At 65.9% G+C, this 20,719-nt stretch carries 24 protein-coding genes and 1 pseudogene; 17 read left to right on the top strand and 8 right to left on the bottom strand.

The genetic code is table 11. The annotated features are described in order from the left end of the window. The first annotated feature begins 131 nt into the window (after positions 1-131). Both IC535_RS17205 and IC535_RS17200 read left to right on the top strand, forming a co-directional pair. Positions 132-278 carry a hypothetical protein gene (locus IC535_RS17205; protein ID WP_228887220.1) on the top strand — a complete coding sequence of 49 codons (147 nt, stop codon included), beginning with the start codon at positions 132-134 and terminating at the stop codon, positions 276-278. Between the two features lie 177 nt (positions 279-455). Next, positions 456-740 (top strand): annotated as a pseudogene (locus IC535_RS17200) (lysozyme); the annotation flags it as partial. A gap of 119 nt (positions 741-859) precedes the next feature. Here IC535_RS17200 and IC535_RS17195 read toward each other — a convergent pair. Together IC535_RS17195 and IC535_RS17190 are read right to left on the bottom strand one after the other, a co-directional pair. Next, positions 860-1,897: an N-acetylmuramoyl-L-alanine amidase family protein gene (locus IC535_RS17195; protein ID WP_228887221.1), complete on the bottom strand. Its 1,038-nt coding sequence runs from the start codon at positions 1,895-1,897 to the stop codon at positions 860-862. Positions 1,898-1,994: 97 nt separating this feature from the next. Next, on the bottom strand, positions 1,995-2,501 hold the full coding sequence (locus IC535_RS17190) for a hypothetical protein (RefSeq protein WP_228887222.1): 507 nt from the start codon (positions 2,499-2,501) through the stop codon (positions 1,995-1,997). Between the two features lie 114 nt (positions 2,502-2,615). Here IC535_RS17190 and IC535_RS18825 point away from each other — a divergent pair, with 114 nt between their 5' ends. Both IC535_RS18825 and IC535_RS17180 read left to right on the top strand, forming a co-directional pair. Beyond that, positions 2,616-3,260: a DUF4224 domain-containing protein gene (locus IC535_RS18825; RefSeq protein WP_324250485.1), complete on the top strand. Its 645-nt coding sequence runs from the start codon at positions 2,616-2,618 to the stop codon at positions 3,258-3,260. A gap of 1 nt (position 3,261) precedes the next feature. Next, positions 3,262-3,483, top strand: coding sequence for a DUF4224 domain-containing protein (locus IC535_RS17180; RefSeq protein ID WP_228887224.1), 222 nt, complete (start codon positions 3,262-3,264; stop codon positions 3,481-3,483). Positions 3,484-3,592: 109 nt separating this feature from the next. Here IC535_RS17180 and IC535_RS17175 read toward each other — a convergent pair whose 3' ends face one another. Continuing rightward, positions 3,593-3,991, bottom strand: a complete 399-nt coding sequence (locus tag IC535_RS17175; RefSeq protein ID WP_228887225.1) for a hypothetical protein — start codon at positions 3,989-3,991, stop codon at positions 3,593-3,595. A gap of 254 nt (positions 3,992-4,245) precedes the next feature. On the opposite strand from IC535_RS17175, the gene IC535_RS17170 reads away from it, so the two are divergent. The 3 genes from IC535_RS17170 (at position 4,246) to IC535_RS17160 (ending at position 6,977) form a co-directional block, all read left to right on the top strand. Further along, the gene (locus IC535_RS17170) at positions 4,246-4,758 is read left to right on the top strand and encodes a hypothetical protein (RefSeq protein WP_228887226.1); all 513 of its coding nucleotides are present in this window, start codon (positions 4,246-4,248) and stop codon (positions 4,756-4,758) included. Continuing rightward, complete coding sequence (locus IC535_RS17165) at positions 4,755-6,194, top strand: XVIPCD domain-containing protein (RefSeq protein ID WP_228887227.1); 1,440 nt, start codon at positions 4,755-4,757, stop codon at positions 6,192-6,194. Before IC535_RS17170 ends, IC535_RS17165 begins: the two co-directional genes overlap by 4 nt. A gap of 90 nt (positions 6,195-6,284) precedes the next feature. Continuing rightward, the gene (locus IC535_RS17160) at positions 6,285-6,977 is read left to right on the top strand and encodes a glutathione S-transferase family protein (protein WP_228887228.1); all 693 of its coding nucleotides are present in this window, start codon (positions 6,285-6,287) and stop codon (positions 6,975-6,977) included. A gap of 14 nt (positions 6,978-6,991) precedes the next feature. On the opposite strand, the gene IC535_RS17155 is transcribed toward IC535_RS17160, so the two are convergent. Beyond that, positions 6,992-7,393: an HD domain-containing protein gene (locus tag IC535_RS17155; RefSeq protein WP_267473061.1), complete on the bottom strand. Its 402-nt coding sequence runs from the start codon at positions 7,391-7,393 to the stop codon at positions 6,992-6,994. 195 nt (positions 7,394-7,588) lie between these two features. Here IC535_RS17155 and IC535_RS17145 point away from each other — a divergent pair, with 195 nt between their 5' ends. The 5 genes from IC535_RS17145 to IC535_RS17125 all read left to right on the top strand — a co-directional run bounded on the left by IC535_RS17145 (position 7,589) and on the right by IC535_RS17125 (position 12,861). After that, entirely contained in the window at positions 7,589-8,560 is a 972-nt protein-coding gene (locus tag IC535_RS17145; protein WP_228887230.1) for a TraB/GumN family protein, read from the top strand. A gap of 96 nt (positions 8,561-8,656) precedes the next feature. Then, positions 8,657-9,112, top strand: coding sequence for a BLUF domain-containing protein (locus IC535_RS17140; RefSeq protein WP_228887231.1), 456 nt, complete (start codon positions 8,657-8,659; stop codon positions 9,110-9,112). Positions 9,113-9,411: 299 nt separating this feature from the next. Further along, a complete protein-coding gene (locus IC535_RS17135; RefSeq protein WP_228887232.1) occupies positions 9,412-10,698 on the top strand; it encodes a nucleotide sugar dehydrogenase in 1,287 nt (428 codons plus the stop codon). A gap of 31 nt (positions 10,699-10,729) precedes the next feature. Beyond that, positions 10,730-12,352, top strand: coding sequence for an FMN-binding glutamate synthase family protein (locus tag IC535_RS17130; RefSeq protein WP_228887233.1), 1,623 nt, complete (start codon positions 10,730-10,732; stop codon positions 12,350-12,352). Beyond that, positions 12,352-12,861, top strand: a complete 510-nt coding sequence (locus IC535_RS17125) for a GNAT family N-acetyltransferase (protein WP_228887234.1) — start codon at positions 12,352-12,354, stop codon at positions 12,859-12,861. The genes IC535_RS17130 and IC535_RS17125 overlap by 1 nt, the downstream gene beginning before the upstream one ends. 111 nt (positions 12,862-12,972) lie before the next feature. On the opposite strand, the gene IC535_RS17120 is transcribed toward IC535_RS17125, so the two are convergent. Together IC535_RS17120 and IC535_RS17115 are read right to left on the bottom strand one after the other, a co-directional pair. Continuing rightward, the gene (locus IC535_RS17120) at positions 12,973-14,232 is read right to left on the bottom strand and encodes a TIGR03862 family flavoprotein (RefSeq protein ID WP_228887235.1); all 1,260 of its coding nucleotides are present in this window, start codon (positions 14,230-14,232) and stop codon (positions 12,973-12,975) included. Positions 14,233-14,241: 9 nt separating this feature from the next. After that, positions 14,242-14,682, bottom strand: coding sequence for an FKBP-type peptidyl-prolyl cis-trans isomerase (locus tag IC535_RS17115; RefSeq protein WP_228887236.1), 441 nt, complete (start codon positions 14,680-14,682; stop codon positions 14,242-14,244). A 65-nt stretch (positions 14,683-14,747) separates the two neighbouring features. Between IC535_RS17115 and IC535_RS17110 the strand changes: the two genes are divergently transcribed. The 4 genes from IC535_RS17110 (at position 14,748) to IC535_RS17095 (ending at position 17,771) form a co-directional block, all read left to right on the top strand. Beyond that, positions 14,748-15,113 carry a DUF6164 family protein gene (locus IC535_RS17110; protein WP_228887237.1) on the top strand — a complete coding sequence of 122 codons (366 nt, stop codon included), beginning with the start codon at positions 14,748-14,750 and terminating at the stop codon, positions 15,111-15,113. A gap of 48 nt (positions 15,114-15,161) precedes the next feature. Continuing rightward, complete coding sequence (locus IC535_RS17105) at positions 15,162-15,917, top strand: sulfurtransferase (RefSeq protein ID WP_228887238.1); 756 nt, start codon at positions 15,162-15,164, stop codon at positions 15,915-15,917. 153 nt (positions 15,918-16,070) lie between these two features. Beyond that, the gene (locus tag IC535_RS17100) at positions 16,071-17,057 is read left to right on the top strand and encodes an LLM class flavin-dependent oxidoreductase (protein ID WP_228887239.1); all 987 of its coding nucleotides are present in this window, start codon (positions 16,071-16,073) and stop codon (positions 17,055-17,057) included. A 204-nt stretch (positions 17,058-17,261) separates the two neighbouring features. Next, complete coding sequence (locus tag IC535_RS17095; RefSeq protein ID WP_228887240.1) at positions 17,262-17,771, top strand: pyridoxamine 5'-phosphate oxidase family protein; 510 nt, start codon at positions 17,262-17,264, stop codon at positions 17,769-17,771. 86 nt (positions 17,772-17,857) lie between these two features. Here the strand turns inward: IC535_RS17095 and IC535_RS17090 are convergent, their stop codons facing one another. Beyond that, positions 17,858-18,514 (bottom strand): exopolysaccharide biosynthesis protein, encoded by a 657-nt coding sequence (locus IC535_RS17090; RefSeq protein WP_228887241.1) that lies wholly within the window; start codon positions 18,512-18,514, stop codon positions 17,858-17,860. Beyond that, positions 18,498-19,808 carry a hemolysin family protein gene (locus IC535_RS17085; RefSeq protein ID WP_228887242.1) on the bottom strand — a complete coding sequence of 437 codons (1,311 nt, stop codon included), beginning with the start codon at positions 19,806-19,808 and terminating at the stop codon, positions 18,498-18,500. Before IC535_RS17085 ends, IC535_RS17090 begins: the two co-directional genes overlap by 17 nt. A 282-nt stretch (positions 19,809-20,090) precedes the next feature. Between IC535_RS17085 and IC535_RS17080 the strand changes: the two genes are divergently transcribed. Further along, positions 20,091-20,717 (top strand): DUF47 domain-containing protein, encoded by a 627-nt coding sequence (locus IC535_RS17080; protein ID WP_228887243.1) that lies wholly within the window; start codon positions 20,091-20,093, stop codon positions 20,715-20,717. Positions 20,718-20,719: the final 2 nt, after the last annotated feature.

Here is a 20,719-nt window from a genome sequence, read left to right as displayed (position 1 = left end):
AGTTCTAGGCAAGATGGGGAGACTTCCATCCAGACGGCTCGCCAATCGGCGGGCCGTTTTGGTATGGCTCCTACTGTTCGCGGCTAGACTGGGGGGGCGGCAGGATCGCCGCTTAATCACAGGGGTAGAAGATGTCCGCTTCGAACGAAGAGGTTGCACGCGATATCGTCGTGGCAACCATCAATAATCGCAGCATTCCGCTCAACGGTCCCGAACTGGCGGCTTTGTACGCCGTAGTACTCGCGGGCGTTCGCAAGGCTGTGAATACCAAGGCGTAAGACCAAGTATTGGGCACACGCGCTAAGCAAGTGTCTTAACTCCGCTGATGTCTGAGTTTTCCTAGAAGCCCCGGCCGAAAGCCGGGGCTTCTGCGTTGAGGCCCGTGAAACGATCGCAGCAAGGGCAGGCACGGGCCATGCCGGCTGCGCCAACGCGAATGTGCTATGGAGAAAGCTGTGGCACATATCACTCCCCAACAGGCTGGCGGCGTGAACGTCGTGGCCTTCCTCGACATGCTGGCGTGGTCCGAAGGAACCGACAATGACCGGCAGCCGACCAAGGATCGCGGCTATGACGTGATTGTCGGGGGCAGGCTGTTCACCGGCTACGCAGACCATCCGCGCGTGCTGGTGAACCTGCCGAAGCTAGGCATTCAGTCCACGGCCGCCGGCCGCTACCAGTTGCTTCGCCGCTACTACGACGCCTACCGCAAGAGCCTTCGGCTGGCTAGGCTGAGGCCGTGCGCGCTGTGCCGCAGCAACTAGGGACGGAAGGTCTTGGAGGTAGCGAATTCTCTGCGGCAGTAAAGCCGGTCTTGGCATAAGGCTCCAAGACCGGCCGAAGGACCTACGTGGATTGCTTACGGCTGCTTCTGGAATGATACCGTTGCGGTTGCCGATGTCTTCTTATCAGCCGACCTTGAGGCAATAGCACCGCTTGGGGGGCTACAAACGACGGTGTGCGCAACGGGTGCGGCTCTGACGCCGTCATCATCGATGATGACCGTCTCTAGCTGGAACGTTGACACGCCAGGATTCTCTGACCCGCTTACATTGCAGTCCCATGTCAGGTGAAGCGGCGAAGCTGTGTCGCTATAGACGTTCTTCGTAAACTGCGAGCACGTCCACCCAGAAGGGCATGTCTTGAACACACCAACGACCTTCAAGGGGAACTGGGGGTGCCCTTCAAAGTGCACGGTCCAATCCGCCTGCACGTTCTGCGTGACCTGAAGAGGCGGGATACTCGTGATCTTAAGCGGCTCGCAGCCCACGCCTTGGGAGTTCAAGTGCCATCCTTTGGCGATACCGTTGACTGCTGCTTCTCGGAAGTAGTCGTTCTGAAGAGCGAGAGCATCCTCGGCATTAGTGTGGAAGCCGAGTTCCACGATAATCGAGGGGACCTGAGCGTGAGTATTCTCGCCTTTGTTAGTGACGCCGACGGGAGTGCCTGCTACTGACCAGTTGGAATAGTTGCCAACTGATTGAATTGCTTCCTTCATGTAGCAGAGAACATTGCTGGCTAGTTCCTGATCCGCGACTCGGCCGGTGTGATAGTAGACCCGTGTGCCTCGAGTTGTGGGGGATGTGGATGCGTCGGTGTGAAGGTTAATTGCGGCGGCTGCGCCCACATAGTTCGCAAACTTCGGACGACTCCTGATGTCTTCGTCTGCCTCGCGCAATGAATGCGTGGCGCCTGGGAGCGAGTGCCAGATGTCAGGTTCCTGGGGCAGCGTCTGCTGCAGCCAGTATCTTGCAGAGACCTGCCACCACTGCCGTCCGCTGGGAGCGTGGATTGCAACGTCATTGGTTCGTGCCTTTGCGACAGAGGCCCAGCCTTCATCTATGAGCTTCGCCGACAGGTCTCTTGCAAAGTAGGGGGTCACGAAATCCTCAGTCATGCCGTTACTGGGGTCTCGCTGTGCCCGCCAGTCGTTGTACTCATAGTTGAAATAGATGCCGTGTCCGCCTGCTACTGCGACTATAGGAAGCGGTGTATCAAGCGTGGTCCCTATTTTTTTTTTGCTTCGACGGCGAGGGCGGGGGCGCATCCTCGGGGAAATAGGCGCTGATTGGACGCCCATCGTAAAGGTACTCGATGGTTGCAATTTCAAGGGCGGGGTCGATGATCTCGAGCGCCGCACTACTCAACTGGGACTGAAGATCCTCAAGCTCTGAGCCATTGACCTTCGGCACATAGCCGCGGCTCAACGAAATTGTGAGCTGCCGCTTGGCGGGATCCACCTTGGCACGGACGTTGACGAGCTTGCTCTGTCCATCGATCCGGGGCTGTTTGTCCACAATTTGCTGAAGTTCAGCGGTAACAAGGGAGTCAATTTCCACCCATTTCGTCTTTGACTGCGTGGTCGCCTGAGTGGTTTCCGATGCCGGGGACGCTACGGAAACCTGTGAAACTACGGCGGCTGTCAAGATCGTTGCCGCGATGCCTTGCTTGATTATCAGGCCAAATCGGGCCGTTAGCCCAATTGCATGCACATGCTTCATCTGCACATCCTCGTGATTGTGAATTAATCCATTTCAAAGTGACGGGTAGTCCTATCCATTCCGTCATCATCAGAATATAGCGCAAAATAAAGATGTGAAAATGTGAACTTGATCATGCGGTGCTTGCGGGCTCGGTCGCGCTGTGCCAGCTCTTTGACGTTCGCGAGAGGGGTTGGCGCAGGGCCAAAGCACACCGCCGAGAGCTGTTGCTGGACCTGTGGACTGGGCTCACCGGCAACAACCGGCACCAGGCGCCGCGGGCGTGAACTGCAGTTAGGATGGAAGCCCGCGATCTCGCAAGGCCAGACCCTATGCCAACCAGGCCAAGTGCCCGACCAGTGGAAGATCAGAAGCACCTACTGCCCGAGCAACTGCAGATGTGGTGGGCTGAGCTTCTCCTTGCGCGACGCGCCGCCAGAGAATCCAGCAGCGCCGATGTGGCGGGGCAGCTGTTGCAGCGAGGCCTGGGGTTCATCGCCGCCCTCTACCTGTCTGAACGGATTCCCATCACTGCCCGGGATGATCTCCGAGAAGCGCTGCTCGCGTCGTAAGGTTGGGGGGGGGGGGGCGTCGCGTGCTGAGGTTGAGGAAATCAGTAGAACTCCGATTAGGGCGAGACAGCTGGCCTTCTTATGCCGGAATGGGATCCCACATCACGTCGACGAGTACAACAGGGTCATCGTCCTGCGTAAGGCGGTTGGGGCATCAGTGACGCCAGACTCGCCCAGGATGGCATGGCGATCCAATAAGGCGGTATGAAATGTCAGAAAAGCTCTGCCTGACTCGTGACGAGATCAAGGCGTTGGCGCGCACGCCCCTGAAGGCGCGCCAACTGGCCTTCCTGCGCCAGAACGGGATCAGACACTACATCGATGGGCAGGGCTGGCCGGTGGTCCTTCGAGCGGCGGTGGGGCCCGATCCCATCCCTAGCCCAAATATCGCCAAATGGTGGCCGAACAAGGCCGGTCCGCGACCGCGTTGATGTCCGCCCCACATCGACTGAGCAGAATTTCCCCAGGTTTTCTCGAAATCGTTGCGCCACAAGGGGGGGCTGATTCCGGCTCCGGGCACCACCACCGCATGCTGCGCCATCATTGTGGCCAGCTGTCGACGCGGAAGTAGTAAGCGTGGACAGTATCTGCTTCGGTGAATTCGTACCGGTCGCAACGGCCGGCTTTGCGCTCGGGCTCGGGGCTGCATAGGACCAGGTTGCGGCCGACGAACGTGTACCGCTCTGGGACGTTGGCCGACAACCAGTTCTTTTGCAGGTCGACTCTGTACTTGAGGTCCTGGACGGTGAGCGGCCTGCCTTCAACGCTGATGACGATCGGGTCCGTCTCGCTGGCTGCTGCTTCGGAATAGACGAATCGGGGCGCCTGGTCGACACCATCCTCGACGACTGAGAAAGATGCGAACACCTTTCCTTCCTCTGCCATTGCCGGGGCGCCGAGCGCGAAGAGGAAGAACAGGTTGTGCAGGCGACTTGCCATCGAGCGGGCTTCCTTTGCGCTGTTATGGGATGAGGATAGCGTCCTCTTCCCTCGCGTCGGACCGCCTGGCCGATCCCGCCAGGCACTTTTGCACTGCAGCGTGCGACCGTCTAGGCTTTCCACAGTTCACCCGAGGACGCACCATGGACCGGCTTCGCTTCCTGCCAGTAGTGTTGGCTCTTGTCGCAGTGGCGATGCTGCCTACGGCCTGTGCCCGTGCACCTGCTCCCCAGCCTGTTGGGAGTGAGCCTCCCGTGGCATTGATGACGCTGGCCGAGCTGCAAAAGCGTACAGTGGCTTACGCGGACTCGGTCAAATCGATGAAAGACGTGAATCCGGCGACCTTCTCAGCTGCCATCGGCATGCGTCTTGAACCTATCGAAACCGGTGCGGAAAGCCTCAAGTCGGGAGGCCTGCCACTGGCCGCCGGGTACCAGTTCTTCGCGAATTATGTACCCTACGGCGCAAAGAATGAGCTTCCGATCCACAAGGTGGCCTTCCTTCCGGCCAGCGGGATATCGTTTACCGAAGACCCCAAGGCCGAGTGCGTGTGGGACGCGGCCGCTGCCGGTAGCGAGCTTGAGGCCGTCGGATTCCAGCGCGGTGCCGAGCGCCCGTTCCAGCGCGGTAGTCTGCAGCGGTATTGGCGGGATTTGGCCGAGGAGAACATGGTCTTTGACGCCTCCCTCATGACCTATACAACGTCGACCAATGCAGGCGAAAGAACCTGTGTGTACGCCGTCCGATATTCCGGGGGCGAAAAGTGAAGGTCGTCGATGCGCGGATTGAGCCGCTTCTGAATCAGTTGACGCTGGACGCGCAGCTTCCCAAAGGCGCTGAGAGCGACATTCGATCCGCCATCTCTGGGTCTCCGCTGCTTTCCAATCTTCTCGCCCAGGCTGCCACTGACGGCCATATCGGGCGTGTGGCGGTATCGTACGGCCAACACAATGCGGGACATTTCGAGGCCGGCAAGAATGGACGACCTGGGATCCTTTTCGTCAGTGCTTCCAATTTCACGGACTGGCCGTCGGGCGCGCGCATCGACCTGCTGACCGAGGTCATGGGGCATGAGACCATGCATGGCGTGCTGACCAGCAACCGACAGGCAGCTCTTAAGGAGTTCTCTGACTCTTACAAGGCAGCGATGCAGGATGCGTACGACACGCGCGAATCCGCTTTGGACCTTACCGATCACGTGCGCAAGTATCTGGACTATGGCCGTAGGGACGAGGCACTTGCCGAGGTGGCAGGCTTGCGCGCCCTTAACAGTCGCCTGAAGCAGCAGAACCCAGATGCTTCAGATGCCCAGATCGAATCCCTGCTCGCAGAAAGATCAACCTCACGCTGCGCCGTGGTCAAGGATGGCAATACAGTGCTGGCCGACGGCATCTCCTACCAGGACCTCGCCAAAGGGCCCTACCAGGACGGACAGGCGCTTACCGGTGCGGTTGAGAAATGCTACTACGACGGTAAAGGAACGCTGGGGAAACACGGTGACTCGGATTACCGCAACTACTATGGGGTTGATCCGATTGCGCAGATTGCAAGAGACAGCGGCTTCCTGGCCGAAGCACGAAGGCCGCCGGAAGTCCGGATCAGACTCGCCGAGCTTGGCCTGGAGCCGAGGCAACTCGAGCGCAATGGCCTGGACCTGGGTAAGGCGCAGAGCATCCAGATTGTGGATCTCGGCCGGAACGGCTTTGGTGATGTACAACTCAGACACACCGCCCAGGCAACGGACCCTTCCAATCGCTCCCCAAACCGTGCTGCCCCCGATTCCGAATCCACCCAGGCCGTCCAGCTCGGCCAAGCCGATCGCGCGTTGCTGGATCAGATCCGCGGCAAGGTGAGCGAGCTGGACAAGACCAACGGCCGCACCTTCGACGAAACCAGTGAGCGCATATCCGCCAGCCTGCTGGCGATCGCCAAGGACGCCGGTCTGACCCGGGTGGACCACGTCCTTCTCAGCAACAAGACCGCCACCCTGCCAGCCGCGCACAACATATTCGTCGTTCAGGGCGACCCGGCCAATCCGGCGTCCGTTCGGGCCCACCTGCCTACGCTGGAAGCTGCGCAAAGGCCGGTGCAGGAAAGCCTGGATCAGGTCGCGGTCATTGGTCAACGTCAGGCACAGGAGCAGGCGACAGAGCGCCAGCTGGATCAGGAGCGCCAGCAGCGTGGGAGCGGGCCTTCCCTTTAGTCGGCCTTTACATGGATCGAGGATGGACAGCACCGGATGCCGGGCCATTGCCGGTAGCATGGGAACTCCCGTCCTGCCGGCGCCGTCGCCATGCTCACGCTCCATATCGGCAACAAGAACTACTCGTCCTGGTCGATGCGGCCGTGGGTGCTGATGACCCAGGCCGGCATCGCGTTCGAGGAGGTGCTGCTGCGCTTTGACAGCTTCGATCCCGACTCGCAGTTCAAGCGCCAGGCCACCGCGTTGTCGCCGTCGGCCACGGTGCGGGTGCTGGTCGATGGCGAGCTGGTGGTGTGGGATACGCTTGCCATTGCCGAGTACCTGGCCGAGCGTTTCCCGGACAAGGCGCTGTGGCCGCAGGCGGTGGCCGAGCGCGCGCGGGCGCGCAGCGTCTGCGCGCAGATGCACAGCGGCTTCGGTGCGCTGCGCCAGCACTTCCCGATGAACATCGAAGCGAGCCTGGCCGAGGTCGGCGCACGCGTGCTGCGCGAGCAGGCGGCGGTAGCCGAGGATCTGCAGCGGCTGCAGTCGCTGTGGCAGGACCTGCTGGTAAGCCATGACGGCCCGTTGTTGTTCGAGCGTTTCAGCATTGCCGATGCGTTCTTCGCGCCGGTGGTGATGCGGCTGCAGACCTACGCGTTGCCGGTCGCCCCGCGCGTGCGGCAATACATGGACGCGGTGCTGGCCCTGCCGGGCGTGCAGCAGTGGGTGGCCGCTGCGTTGGCCGAGCACGATTTCCGTCCGTTCGAGGAGCCCTACCGGCAGGCACCGACGCCGCGCTGAGCCGGCGCCGGCGCTCAGGCGGGCACCACGCCCAGCGCCTGCAGGGCGTGCGCATACTTGTCGGCCAGCCGCTGCGCCTGGTCGGCCGGCAGGTATTGCAGCCGTGCCGGGTCGCTGTTGTCGGCGATATCGGCCAGCTTGACCTTCAATGCCAGCGGGTTGGCGCGGATGGCGGCGTAGTAGGCGGCCGGTGCGACCTCGGCGCGGCGGGTCAGGCAGGCTACCGCAGTGCGAATATGCGCCGGGAACGTGCTGACCTCGGCGGCGAACTCCGGGCAATCCTCGACCACGTCATGCAGCCAGGCCACCGCCTGCGCGTCGGCGTCGCCCTCTACGCGGGCGGCGACCCGGGCGACGTGGCCGATGTAGGGCCGGCCGGCCTTGTCGCGTTGGCTGGCGTGGGCGCGGCGGGCCAGGGCTTCGGCGTTGTGCAGGGTATCGATGCGTTGTGCTCCCTCATGTCGACGCCGCCATTATGCGCGCGCCGCCCCGTGCCGAGCTGCCAGGCCAACGCAAACTTTACGCGGCCGCGCGCGCGTCCCCGTAGGCTGCGCACCAATCCACGACAGGCAGGCAGCATGGCAGGCGCAGCACGGGCAGGGAGGGCAGTGATGTTGGGGGCGATGCTGTGGGCGGGCAATGCGATGGCGCAGCTGACGCCCCCGCAGGTGGTTGACCTGGCGCCGGTGGTGGTGTCCGGTGTGCAGCCTGGGCCGGGCCTATGGCAGGTCACCGCGGCCGACGGCCATACGCTGTGGATCCTGGGTACGGTTTCGCCGTTGCCGGCCAAGCTGGAGTGGCGTGCCGACGAGGTGCAGGCGGTGATCGCCAGTGCCGGCCAAGTGCTCGGCCCGCCGGGCTGGACGGTGGATGCGGACGTGGGCTTCTTCAAGGGGCTGACCCTGTTGCCCTCGGCGTTGAAGGCTGCCCATGACCCGCAGGGGCGGCGGTTGGAAGAGATCCTGCCGGCGCCGCTGTACGCGCGCTGGCTGCCGCTGAAACAACGCTACCTGGGCCGCGACCGCGGCGTGGAAAAGGACCGCCCGCTGGTGGCGGCCACGCGGCTGTATTCGGCGGCGCTGAAGTCGGTCGGGCTCGGCGGCGGCAGCCCGGTCACGTCGGTATTGAACGCGGCCTACAAGACACGCGGGCTGACCCCGGTGGTGACCCGGGTGGTGGTCAAGGTCGACGACCCGCGCCAAGCCCTCAAGGAGGTGCGCGGCAGCACGCTGCAGGACCAGGAGTGCTTCGAGCAGACCCTGGCGGTAGTTGAGCAGGAGCTGCCGCAGCTGGTCGAACGCGCCAACGCCTGGTCGATGGGCGACGTGGATGCGCTGCAGCGGCTGGCGGTGGAAGGGCAGTACCAGGCCTGCCTGGGGGCGGTGGCGGGCAGCGCGTTCGGGCGGCGCCGCGGGCTGCACGACGTGGACGATCAAGCGGCACGGAAATGGCTGGCGGCCGCGCGTGCGGCGCTGGCCCGCAATGCGGTGACCTTTGCGGTGGTGCCGGTGCATTCGCTGGTCGAACCCGGTGGTTTCCTGAGCCAACTGGAGCAGGCCGGGTACTCCGTGCGGTCGCCCTGAGCGCGGCTGCCGAAGGACGCGTGCGCGGCGTTTCCGGCCTATCTACATCAGTGCGGTTCATGGCATAGTCAGCGTAGTTCACAGGGGACTACCGGCATGCCGTTGCGTGCGATCGCCTATGTCAGCGACGCCATCGAAGGGATTCAAGCATCGGATATCGATCGCATCCTGGTCGCGGCGTCCAGCTTCAACAAGGTGGCCGGCGTTACCGGCGTGCTGATGTTCGACGGCGCACGTTTCCTGCAGTATTTCGAAGGGCCCGAAGACGGCGTCGATTCGGTCTACCAGCGCGTGCTCAATGCACGCAGCCACCGGCACCTGCATGAGCTGGCGCGCGGGCCGGTTGCGACACGGCACTTCCCGCGCTGGACCATGGCCTCGGCGGCAGTGGACGCCGACGTGCTCGATGGGATGACTGCCACGCCGTGGGAGGGCTTCGTTGCCGCCGCGCCGGTCGATGGCCAGCGCCGTATCGGCTTTGCGCGCCTGCTGGAAGTGTGGACGGGCGTGACCGGCGAACTGGAACCGGCGGCAGTAACGCTGGGCTCGTAACGCAAAGGTTGCAACCCCGTAACACAATGCTCACGACGCACTGCCTAGTATGTATCTACCAGCTGTGATCAGTCTTGTGGGGGCTACTCTCCGGACTGGCTGAAAGGGTAGTAACCGCAGCTGGACCACTTTATTGGCCGTCGTCCGTACTCTCCACGGGCGGCGGCTTTGTTCTTTGTGGTGCGGGCACCGCCGTCGCGTTAGGCTTATGCCATCGATATTCCGGCGCCGCCCTACATGATGCCTCCTTCCCCGTTGCGCTCGTCCTGCTGCCCCCGCGTGCCGGGGAGGACGGGCTGATGGCGGCCGCGATCGGCGCCGCCCTCGATGCCCGCATCTGCGTGATCGGCCTGGGCTATGTCGGCCTGCCCCTGACCGTGGCGTTCGGCTGCCGCCAGCCCACCCTGGGCTATGACATCGACCACGCGCGCGTGGCCGAACTGCAGCAGGGCCTGGACCATACCCTTGAGCTGGACGCGGCGGAACTGGCCCAGGCCGTGCACGCGCGCTACAGCGCCGATCCGGCCGAGCTGGCCGGCTGCAACGTCTACATCGTGACCGTGCCGACCCCGATCGATGCGTTCGAGCAGCCCGACTTGGGGCCGCTGCGCAATGCCTCCAGCCTGATTGCCGGCGTGCTCAAGCCCGGCGACCTGGTGATCTACGAATCCACCGTCTACCCGGGCACCACCGAAGAGGTCTGCGTGCCGCTGCTGGAGGCCGGCTCGGGGCTGGCGTTCAACGTCGATTTCTACTGCGGCTACAGCCCCGAGCGGATCAACCCGGGCGACCGCCAGCGGCGCCTGGCCGATATCCGCAAGATCACCTCCGGCTCCACCCCCGAGGTGGCCACGCTGGTCGATGCGCTGTATGCGGCGATCATCACCGCCGGCACCTGGCCGGCGCCGTCGATCCGCGTTGCCGAGGCGGCCAAGGTGATCGAGAACATCCAGCGCGACGTCAACATCGCCCTGGTCAACGAACTGGCGCTGATCTTCGACAAGCTCGGCATCGATACCCAGGACGTGCTCGATGCGGCCGGCAGCAAGTGGAACTTCCTGCCGTTCCGCCCCGGCCTGGTCGGCGGCCACTGCATCGGCGTGGACCCGTACTACCTGCTGCACAAGTCCGAAAGCGTGGGCTACCACCCGGACCTGATCCACACCGCGCGGCAGGTCAACAACCGGGTTGGCGCGCATGTGGCGCAGCGGGTGCTGGCGCTGCTGGAAGGGCGGGGCAAGGCGGCGGGCCAGTCGCGCATCCTGGTGCTGGGGGTGACCTTCAAGGAGAACTGCCCGGACCTGCGCAACAGCCGCGCGCTGGAGCTGGCCCAGGTGCTGCAGGAACAGGGCGCACGGGTGGAGGTGCGCGACCCGTGGGTGGGCCCGGCGGCGCTGGCCGACAGTGGCGTGCACTGGGTCCAGGCCGCCGATGCCGGCGGCTACGATGCGGTGGTGCTGGCGGTGGCGCACGATGAATTCCGCGCGCTGGATGCGCCGGGCATCCGCGCGCTGCTCAAGCCTGGCGGCGTGGTGTACGACGTCAAATCGGTGTGGCCGCGCGACGTGGTGGACGACCGGTTGTAGACTCCAGCGTGTTCCAGGATTTAGGAAAGCCATGCACCGGTATCTGGTCTACCTGCTCGCCATCGCGCTGTTCCCGGTCTGCCTGTGGCTGGCCACGATCTGGCCGGCCTGGTACTGGGGCGTGGGCGTGACCGCCGCGCTGGCGGTGCTGGGCAGCTGGGACCTGCTGCAGAAGCGCAGCACGCTGCGCCGCAACTACCCGGTGATGGCGCATTTCCGCTATGGGCTGGAATCGATCGGCCCGGAGATCCGCCAGTACTTCGTGCAGAGCGACCTGGAGGATGTGCCGTTCTCGCGCCAGCAGCGCGCGTTGATCTACCAGCGTTCCAAGAACGAGATGGACGTGGTGCCGTTCGGCACGCTGCGCAGCACCTACGCGGTGGACTATGAGTGGATCAACCATTCGCTGGCCCCGACCGAGATCGGCCACCACGATTTCCGCATCCTGATCGGGCCCAACTGCGCCAAGCCTTATTCGGCCAGCGTGTTCAATATTTCGGCGATGAGCTTCGGCTCGCTGTCGGCCAACGCGATCCGCGCGCTCAACGAAGGTGCGCGCCGCGGCGGGTTCTACCACGACACCGGCGAAGGCTCGATCTCGCCCTACCACCGCGAAATGGGCGGCGACCTGGTCTGGGAAATCGGTTCGGGCTACTTCGGCTGTCGCGACGACAACGGCGGTTTCAGCGAGGAACGGTTCGTTGCCAATGCCGGCCACGACCAGGTAAAGATGATCGAGATCAAGCTGTCGCAGGGCGCCAAGCCCGGCCACGGCGGGGTGCTGCCGGCGGCCAAGGTCAGCGCGGAAATCTCGGTCACCCGCGGCGTGCCGATGGACGTGGACTGCGTATCGCCCTCCAGGCACTCGGCGTTCAGCACGCCGGTGGAGCTGCTGCAGTTCGTGGCGCGGCTGCGCGAGCTGTCCGGCGGCAAGCCGGTCGGCTTCAAGCTGGCCATCGGCCATCCCTGGGAGTGGTTCGGCATCGCCAAGGCCATGCTGGAAACCGGCCTGCTGCCGGACTTCATCGTGGTCGACGGCGCCGAGGGCGGTACCGGTGCGGCGCCATCGGAGTTCATCGACCATGTCGGGGTGCCGATGCACGAGGCGCTGCTGCTGGTACACAACACCCTGGTCGGGCTGGACCTGCGCGATCGCATCCGCATCGGCGCGGCCGGCAAGGTCAGCAGCGCCTTCGAGATCGCACGCACCATCGCGCTCGGCGCGGACTGGTGCAATGCCGGGCGCGGCTTCATGTTCGCGCTGGGCTGCATCCAGTCGCTGAGCTGCCACAGCGACAAATGCCCGACCGGCATCGCCACCCAGAATCCGCACCGCTGGCGCCACCTGGATGCCGCCGACAAGGCCACCCGGGTGCACAGCTACCACCAGAACACCGTGCGCGCGCTGCGCGACCTGCTGTGCGCAGCCGGCCTGAACGATCCCTCCGAGCTGGGCCCGGAACACATCCTGCGCCGGGTCTCGCCGGTGGAAATCCGCTCGCTGGCCTCGCTGTACCGCTACCTGGCGCCGGGCGAACTGCTGCGCCAGGTGCCCGACCATGCGGTGTTCCATGATTACTGGGCCGATGCGCGCAGCGATTCGTTCCAGCCGCCGGCGCGGATCCAGGCGCTGCGCGCGAGCAAGTCGCGCTGATGGCCGGCGTCGGGGCGCCAGATGCGGACATCATCGGGCAGGGTCCGGTGCTGCGCAGTGGGCGCGCCGATGAGGCCGATACGCTGTGGGCGCTGCGCACCCGTTGCGTGCGCGAGCTGTGCAGCGCGGCCTATCCGCCCGACGTGATCGCGCCCTGGGCGGCCTCGCCAGCGCCGATGCATTACCCGGCGCTGATCGCGCAGGGCGGTTGCCTCATCGCCGAGGACGCGCGCGGTGCGCTGCTCGGCTACGGCGTGATCGACCGGGTCGGCAATGAAATCGATGCATTGTTCGTCGATCCCGATTGCGGTGGGCGCGGCATCGGCAAGCTGCTGATGGACGCGCTGGTGGCGCTGGCCGATCCGGCGCGGCCGCTGGTGTTGTCGGCCTCGCTCAACGCGGTACCGTTCTACCTGCGCTGCGGTTTCGTGGCGTTGCGCGAAGAAACCTACCCGCACCCCAGCGGTGTGGCCCTGGCCTCGGTGCGGATGCAACGCCCGCTACCGTAGTGCCGGCCGCTGGCCGGCTCCATGCACATCCCTGGGCATCACGGGGAGCCGGCCAGCGGCCGGCACTACCTTTCAACCTGGGCGCTGTGAGGAGCCGGCCAGCGGCCGGCACTACCGAGCAGCGGCTGGGGTTTGCAGGTACTCGATTACTCCACGCCCGGCGCGCAGGCCGCTGGCGTAGCAGGCGGTCAGCAGGTAGCCCCCGGTGGGCGCTTCCCAGTCCAGCATTTCGCCGGCGCAGAAGCTGCCGGGCATCTGGCGCAGCATCAGTTGCGCATCCAGCGCTTCCAGGCGTACGCCGCCGGCGGTGCTGATCACCTCGGCGAGCGGACGCGGGCGCAGCGGCGACAGCGGCAGGCGCTTGAGCGTGGCGGCGATCTGCGCCGGCGGCAACTGCCCGGCATCCTTGCCCAGCACTTCGAACAACAGCGCCGACTTGACCCCGCCCAGGCCCAGCTGGCGCCGCAGGTGTTCGCCGAAACTGCGCCCCTGGCGCGGCCGCAGCAGCTTGTCCAGCACCTGGGCTTCGGTCTGGCCGGGCAACAGGTCCAGTTGCAGCAGCACCTGGCCATCGCGGGCGAGGGCATCGCGCAGGTCCGCAGCCAGTGCATAGACCAGGCTGCCTTCGATGCCGTTGGCGGTGATCACGCACTCGCCCTGCTGCGCGCGCGGCTGCCCGTGCAGGTCGGTCCAATGGGCGATCACCGGCTTGAGCGGTGCCCCGGCCTGGCGCTCGCTGAACCAGCTGGTCCAGGCCAGATCGAAACCGCAGTTGGCCGGCTGCAGCGGCGCGATATCCACGCCGTGGGCGGCCATCGGCGCCACCCAGGCGCCATCGGAGCCCAGCTCCGGCCAGCTGCCGCCACCCAGCGCGAACACCACCGCATCGGCCAGCACCGCGACCGGGCCGGCGCTGCTGTCCAGGCGCAGGCTGCCATCGGCATTCCAGCCCGTCCAGCGGTGCTGGACATGGAAGCGCACGCCCTGTTCCTTCAGCCGCCGCACCCAGCCGCGCAGCAGCGGGGCGGCCTTGCGGTCGATCGGGAACACCCGGCCGGAACTGCCAACATAGGTTTCCACGCCAAATCCACGCGCCCAGGCACGCAGCGCCTCGGCGTCGAAATCGGCCAGCCAGGCGCCCACTTGCGCGGCCCGCTCGCGGTAACGGGTGACGAACAGCGCCGGCGGATCGGAGTGGGTCAGGTTCAGCCCGCCCTTGCCGGCGATCAGGAACTTGCGCCCGGGCGAGCCCTTGGCCTCGTACACGTCGACCTGGTGGCCGGCCGCGCGCACGGTTTCGGCGGCCATCAGCCCGGCCGGGCCGCCGCCGATCACCGCTACCCGGCGCGCGCTGCTGCGTTCAATGCTCATGCCCGGCGCTCAGCGCGGGGCGACGTCGAGCAGTTCGACATCGAACACCAGCGAGGAATTGGGGCGGATCGGGCCGGCGCCACGGTCGCCATAGCCGTACTCGGCCGGGATCATCAAGGTGCGCTTGCCGCCCACTTTCATGCCGGCAAAGCCCTCGTCCCAGCCCTTGATGACCCGGCCCTGGCCGAGCTCGAAGCTGAAGGGTTCGCCGCGGTCCAGCGAGCTGTCGAACTTGTCGCCGTGCTTGTCGGCGGCGCGCTCGTCGTAGATCCAGCCGGTGTAATGCACGGTGACCTTGCTGCCCGGGACCGCTTCGGCACCGGTGCCGGGCCGGGTGTCGATCTTCTCGAAGGTGGCGATGCTGCCCCCCGGCGGCGGGCCGGGCGGGGTGCAGCCGGCCAGCGCCAGCGATAGCAGGGAAGCGAGCAGGTAAATCGGCAGACGACGCATGGCGGCTCCGGATCGGAAAAACGGGGACGCAAGGGTAGCGCATCGCCGGGCGCTATCATGGGCGCATGTCGAAACTGCTGCTCAACCTGCGCAACGTCGCAGACGATGAAATCCAGGACGTGACCGCCCTGCTGGACCAGGCGGGCATCGCCCATTACCGCACCGAGCCCAGCCCGTGGGGCATCTCCTGGGGCGGGATCTGGATCCGCGAGGACGACGACCTGGCCCGTGCCAGGGCATTGATGGGCCCCTACCAGCAGGCCCGCGGCGAGCGCATGCGCGCCCAGCGGCAGGCCGCGCTGCGCGACGGCACCGCCGAGACCTTCGCCAGCCTGCTGCAGCGTCGGCCGCTGTTCGTGGTGGCGGTGCTGCTGGGCATGGCCGCTGCCGCCGCGCTGGTGCTGCTGCCGTTCGTGCTGCTGCGCGGCTGATTCAGCGGCGCCCGGGCGGATTGCCGCGGCAGGGGATAAAATGCGCCGATGATAGTCAATACCGCCGCCTACCATTTCACCCCCGTCGCCGACCCGGACGCGCTGTGCGCGACCCTGCTGGAGCGCGCCGGCGCGGCAGCCCTGCGCGGCACGATCCTGGTGGCCGCAGAGGGCATCAACCTGTTCCTGGCCGGCGGCCAGGCCGGCATCGAGGGCTTCTATGCCGCGCTGCATGCCGACCCGCGTTTTGCCGACATGCCGGTCAAGACCAGCCACAGCCGGATGCAGCCGTTCGCCCGGCTCAAGGCCAAGGTCAAGCCGGAAATCATCAGCTTCCGCATCGACGACGCCCAGCCGCTGGACCACCCGCGCGCGCCCACGGTCGACCCGGCCACGCTGCAGCGCTGGCTGCGCCAGGGTCACGACGATGCCGGCAAGCCGGTGGTGATGCTCGATACGCGCAACACCCAGGAAATCGACTACGGCACCTTCCACAATGCGCTGGTGCTGCCGATCACCAAGTTCACCGACCTGCCGCAGGCGCTGGCGCCACACCGCGATGCCCTGCGCGACAGCACCGTGGTCAGCTTCTGCACCGGCGGCATCCGCTGCGAAAAGGCCGCGCTGTGGATGCGCAACGACGGCATGGACAACGTGCTGCAGCTGGACGGCGGCATCCTGGGCTACTTCCAGGCCGTGGGTGGGGAGGGCTATGACGGCCGCTGCTTCGTGTTCGACGAGCGGGTGGCGCTGGATGCCGCGCTCAGGCCGCTGGTGGACCAACCGGGGACCGAGGCACCCTGAGTGCGTCCTGCCGGGCATGGCCCTGCACCACGGTAGGCCGGCCAGCGGCAGCCTCACGAACCCGAACCGCAGGAATCAGCATTCCGCCACCGGCACTGGCGGTGGGCCATGGCCAGCCCCATCTCAGGGGCATGTCTTCTGGATGGAACGTGCATGCAACTGTCGATTCTTGATCTGGCCCCGGTCTGCGAAGGCAGCGATACCACCCAGGCCTTCGCCAACATGCTGGACCTGGCCCAGCACGCCGAGGGCTGGGGCTACCACCGCTACTGGCTGGCCGAGCACCACAACATGCCCGGCATCGCCAGCGCCGCCACCGCGGTGCTGATCGGCCACGTGGCCGGTGGTACCCAGCGCATCCGGGTGGGCGCCGGCGGCATCATGCTGCCCAACCACTCGCCGCTGCAGGTGGCCGAGCAGTTCGGCACGCTGGCCTCGCTGTACCCGGACCGCATCGACCTGGGCCTGGGCCGCGCGCCCGGCACCGACCAGCCGACCGCGCGCGCCCTGCGCCGCTATTTCGACAGTGCCGACCAGTTCCCGCAGGACGTGCGCGAACTGCTGCACTATTTCGAGCCGGCGCAGGCCGGCCAGGCGGTGCGCGCGGTGCCCGGGGCCGGCATTGCGGTACCGGTGTGGCTGCTCGGCTCCAGCCTGTTCAGTGCGCGCCTGGCCGCGGCGATGGGCCTGCCGTTCGCGTTTGCTTCGCATTTCGCCCCCGATGCGATGGACCAGGCGCTGGCGGTGTACCGCCGCGAGTTCCGCGCCTCGGCCTACCTGCAGGCGCCGTATGCGGTGCTGGGCCTGAACGTGGTGGCCGCCGAATCGGAGGCCGAAGCCAAGCGGCTGTTCACCACCCAGCAGCAGAGTTTCGTCAACCTGCGCCGCGGCAAGCCCGGCCTGATTCCACCGCCGATCGAGGACATCGAGGCGTTCTGGCAGCCACATGAAAAGGCCGGCGTGCAGAACGCGCTGGCCTGCGCGGTGGTCGGCGACGTGCGCCAGGTGGGCGAGGGGCTGGCCGCGTTCGTGGCCCGGCACAAGCCGGACGAAGTGCTGGTGACCGCCAACATCTACGACCATGCCGCACGCAAGCGTTCGTTCGGGTTGGCGATGCAGGCGTGGAAGTCCAACGCATAGGCATTCGGGGTAGGTCCGAGCCATGCTCGGACATCCTGCTGCTCGAACATCGTGGTGCCCGGACATCGCGGTGCCGGAACGGAGCGCATCCGACCATGGGTCGGTGCTACCGGGCAGGCGGCGCGAAGGTCGCGTGACCGCGCGGTTCACGCCACCGTGGACGCCGATCGGGTGTGATGGGGGCTCCCGCAACAGGAGTTCCCCATGGCAGAGCAGGACCGCCAGCAGCACATAAAACAACTGGCCGGCATGATCGCCGATGTCGAGATCGCCATGTTCACCACCGTCGGCGTCGACGGCCGGTTGTACAGTCGCCCGCTGGGCACCCAGCAGGTGGAGTTCGACGGCGACCTGTGGTTCGCCACCGCCGCCGACAGCCCCAAGGTGGCCGAGATCGCGCTCAACCCGCAGGTCAACGTGTCCTACTCCTCGCCGTCGGGCAACACCTATGTCTCGGTGGCTGGCACGGCGCGCATCGTCGACGATCGCGCCAGGATCGACGAATTGTGGTCGCCGGCCATGAAGCTGTTCTTCCCCGGCGGCAAGGACGACCCCAACCTGCGCCTGATCCATGTCCGCGCCGAATCGGCCGAGTACTGGGATGGCCCGGGCGGCCTGCTGGGCAGCGCGCTGTCGTTCGTGCTGTCGGCGGTGACCGACAACCCGGGCGCCTTGTCCGACACCGGCACCGTGGACCTCAAGCCTGGCGCGTAGGCACCGACCGTTGGTCGGTAATTCAGCGCCAGGCACCGACCGTTGGTCGATGCGTCAGCGGTAGGTACCGACCGTGGGTCGGTACTTCAGAACCAGCGCTGGAACTGCTCCAGCGTATAGCTCACCAGCTGCCCGGAACTGAGACCGAAGAACAGCACCGCGGCGATCGCCCCGATCCAGTTCAACAGCATCAGCACGCCGTCGCGCTCGAGCAGGGCCAGCGAGAACAACAGCAGCTGGAAGCCGAACAGGTAGTTGGTGAACGGAATCGGCAGCGACAGCAGCAGCGCGGTCAGGATCAGCAGCAGGCCGGTGAAGGCATGCGCCGGCCAGGGCGCCAGCAGGCCCGGCAGGCGCGGCTTGAGCAGGCGGTCCAGGCGCCGCAGCGGGCCGTCGATACGGGCCAGGAAGCGGTGCATGGTGCCGCGCTTGGGCCCGCGCCTGGCAACGAACCCGGGCAGCCACGGCCGGCGCATCCCGAACAGCATCTGCGCGCCGATCAGCAGGATCAGCGGCCCGCTGACCGCGCCGGCCACGCCGGGAAGGGGGATGAAGGCCGGCAGGATCGCCACGAACAGGAACACCCCGAACGCGCTCTGCTGCAGATCGCGCAGGATGTCGCCCAGCAGCAGGCGCGCTTCCGGATCGCCCTGGTCGAACATCGCCAGCAGGGTACGGATGCCTTCGTTGCGGTATTCCGGCGGGCCCGGCTCCGGTGCGGGGCGCTCAGCCGGTGAGTTCATCGGTCTGCTCTTCGGACAGCGTGCGCATCAGCAGCTTGTCCACGCGCGCACCGTCCAGGTCGACGATCTCGATGCGCCAGCCGGCCCAGTCGAAGTACTCGCCGGCGTGCGGGATCCGCCCGAAGTAGTGGATGCACATGCCGGCCAGGGTGTAGTAGTCGCCGTCTTCGCCATCGGGCAGTTCGGCGTTGCCCATCAGCTCGCGCAGGTCGTCGATCGACAGCGAACCATCGACCAGGTAGGAGCCGTCTTCGCGGGTCACCACCAGGGCGTCCTCGTCCACGTTCTCCACCGACTGCAGGCGGCCGACCACCGCGCCCATCAGGTCGCTGATGGTGACCAGGCCCTGGATCTCGCCGTACTCGTCCACCACCAGCGCCATCGACTGCTGTTCCTCGCGGAAGATCTCCAGCAGCTTCATCGCATGGGTGGATTCGGACACATACAGCGGCTCGCGCAGGTTCTGGAACAGCGAGTGGTCGTCGCGCACCAGGCGGGTGACCAGGCTCTTGACCTCCAGCACGCCGACGATGTCCTGGTCGTTGCCGCGGTACACCGGGTACCGCGAGAACTCGTTCTCGCGCATGGTGCCGAGGTTCTTCTCCGGGTCGGCCAGGGTGTCCAGCCAGGCGATCCGGTTGCGCGGTGTCATCAGGCTGTCGGCGGTGCGGTCGCCCAAGCGCATGACCCGGTTCATCATGTCGCGCTCGTGCGCGTCGATCACGCCGGCCTCGTGGCTTTCGGCCACCAGCATGCGGATCTCTTCTTCGGTCACCGATGCCGATTCGTCCTTGCCCAGGCCCAGCAGGCGCAACACCAGCCGGGTGGTGTGGGACAGCAGCCAGACGAACGGGAAGGCGATCCTGGCCAGCCAGCCCATCGGCAGCGCGACCAGGCCGGCGATATCCTCCGAGCGGGTCAGCGCCAGCCGTTTGGGTACCAGTTCGCCGAAGATCAGCGTCAGGAAGGTGATCAGGGCCACCGCCAGCGCCTTGCCCACGCCGTCGGCATAGGTGAAGGCCGGGAACAACCCCTGCAGCCAGGCGGCAATGGCCAGGCCGATCGCCTCGCCGCCGAATACGCCGGTCAGGATGCCGATCAGGGTGATCCCGATCTGCACGGTGGACAGGAAGCTTTCCGGCTTTTCGGCCAGCTCCAGCGCGCGTTCGGCGCGTTTGCTGGTGGAGGCCATCTGCTTGAGCCGGCTCTTGCGCGAGGTCATGACCGACATCTCGGACATGGCGAAGAAGCCGTTGAGCAGGATCAGGGCCAGGACGATGATCAGTTCAAACACGGGCGCGGTCCCCGGTTGGTGGCAGGGAGGGCGTGTTCAAGCAGTTGCGGCTACCGGAGGGCGCGTGAGCGCGGCGGTGCGGCGGAGGGTAGGGGTCGTCTTCCATAGGGTGCACCCGAAGGTGCCTGCGCATCTTAACAAAACGCCGGGGCGAGGAGGCAACCAGAGTCGTTCAGGCGGGGCGGTTGGGGCGTGAAGATCGGGGGGAGTACCCGGATCGGACATCAAACCGTCATAATTCCGCCCGGTGCCGTCCTTCCTCGACGGCGAATAGGTTTCTCAATGTTCTCTCTGCAGACCATTTTCGGCTCCGGCAAACAGTTCTATACCCTGCTGGACGAGGCTGCCCAGGCCGCCCAGGACAGCGCCAAGGCGCTGCACGCGATGCTGCGCGAGGCCGACCGCCAGCCGGCGCTGGACGCCTTCAAGCTGGCCCGCCTGCGCGAACGCGCCGCCTCGGACAAGATCAGCCAGGCGCTGGTGGACAGCTTCATGACCCCGATCGAGCGCGAGGACATCGAAGCGCTGGGTTCGGCGCTGTACAAGATCCCCAAGCAGGTGGAGAAGTTCGCCGACCGCTACTCGCTGGCCACCAAGCACCTGGAGCACATCGATTTCGCGCCGCGCGCGGCGATGCTCGAACAGGCCGCCAGCGTGGTGGTGGACATGGTCGGCGACCTGCGCCACATGAACCTGGACCGGATGACCGCGCTCAACGAGAAGCTGCGCTCGCTGGAGAACGAGGCCGACCGGCTGATGCTCGAGCTGTACCGCGACATCTACTCCGGGCGCCTGGACAACCTGCAGATGTTCCTGCTCAAGGAATTCTTCGAGATCCTGGAAAAGGCCATCGACCGTTGCCGCGAGGCCGGCGTGGTGGCGTACCAGATCGTCCTGAAGAACAGCTGACG

Source organism: Stenotrophomonas rhizophila (assembly GCF_020857975.1).
Lineage (GTDB): Bacteria > Pseudomonadota > Gammaproteobacteria > Xanthomonadales > Xanthomonadaceae > Stenotrophomonas > Stenotrophomonas rhizophila_C.
The sequence above is the reverse complement of the archived record's forward strand: the minus strand, read 5'-3'. Positions and strand labels throughout refer to the sequence as shown.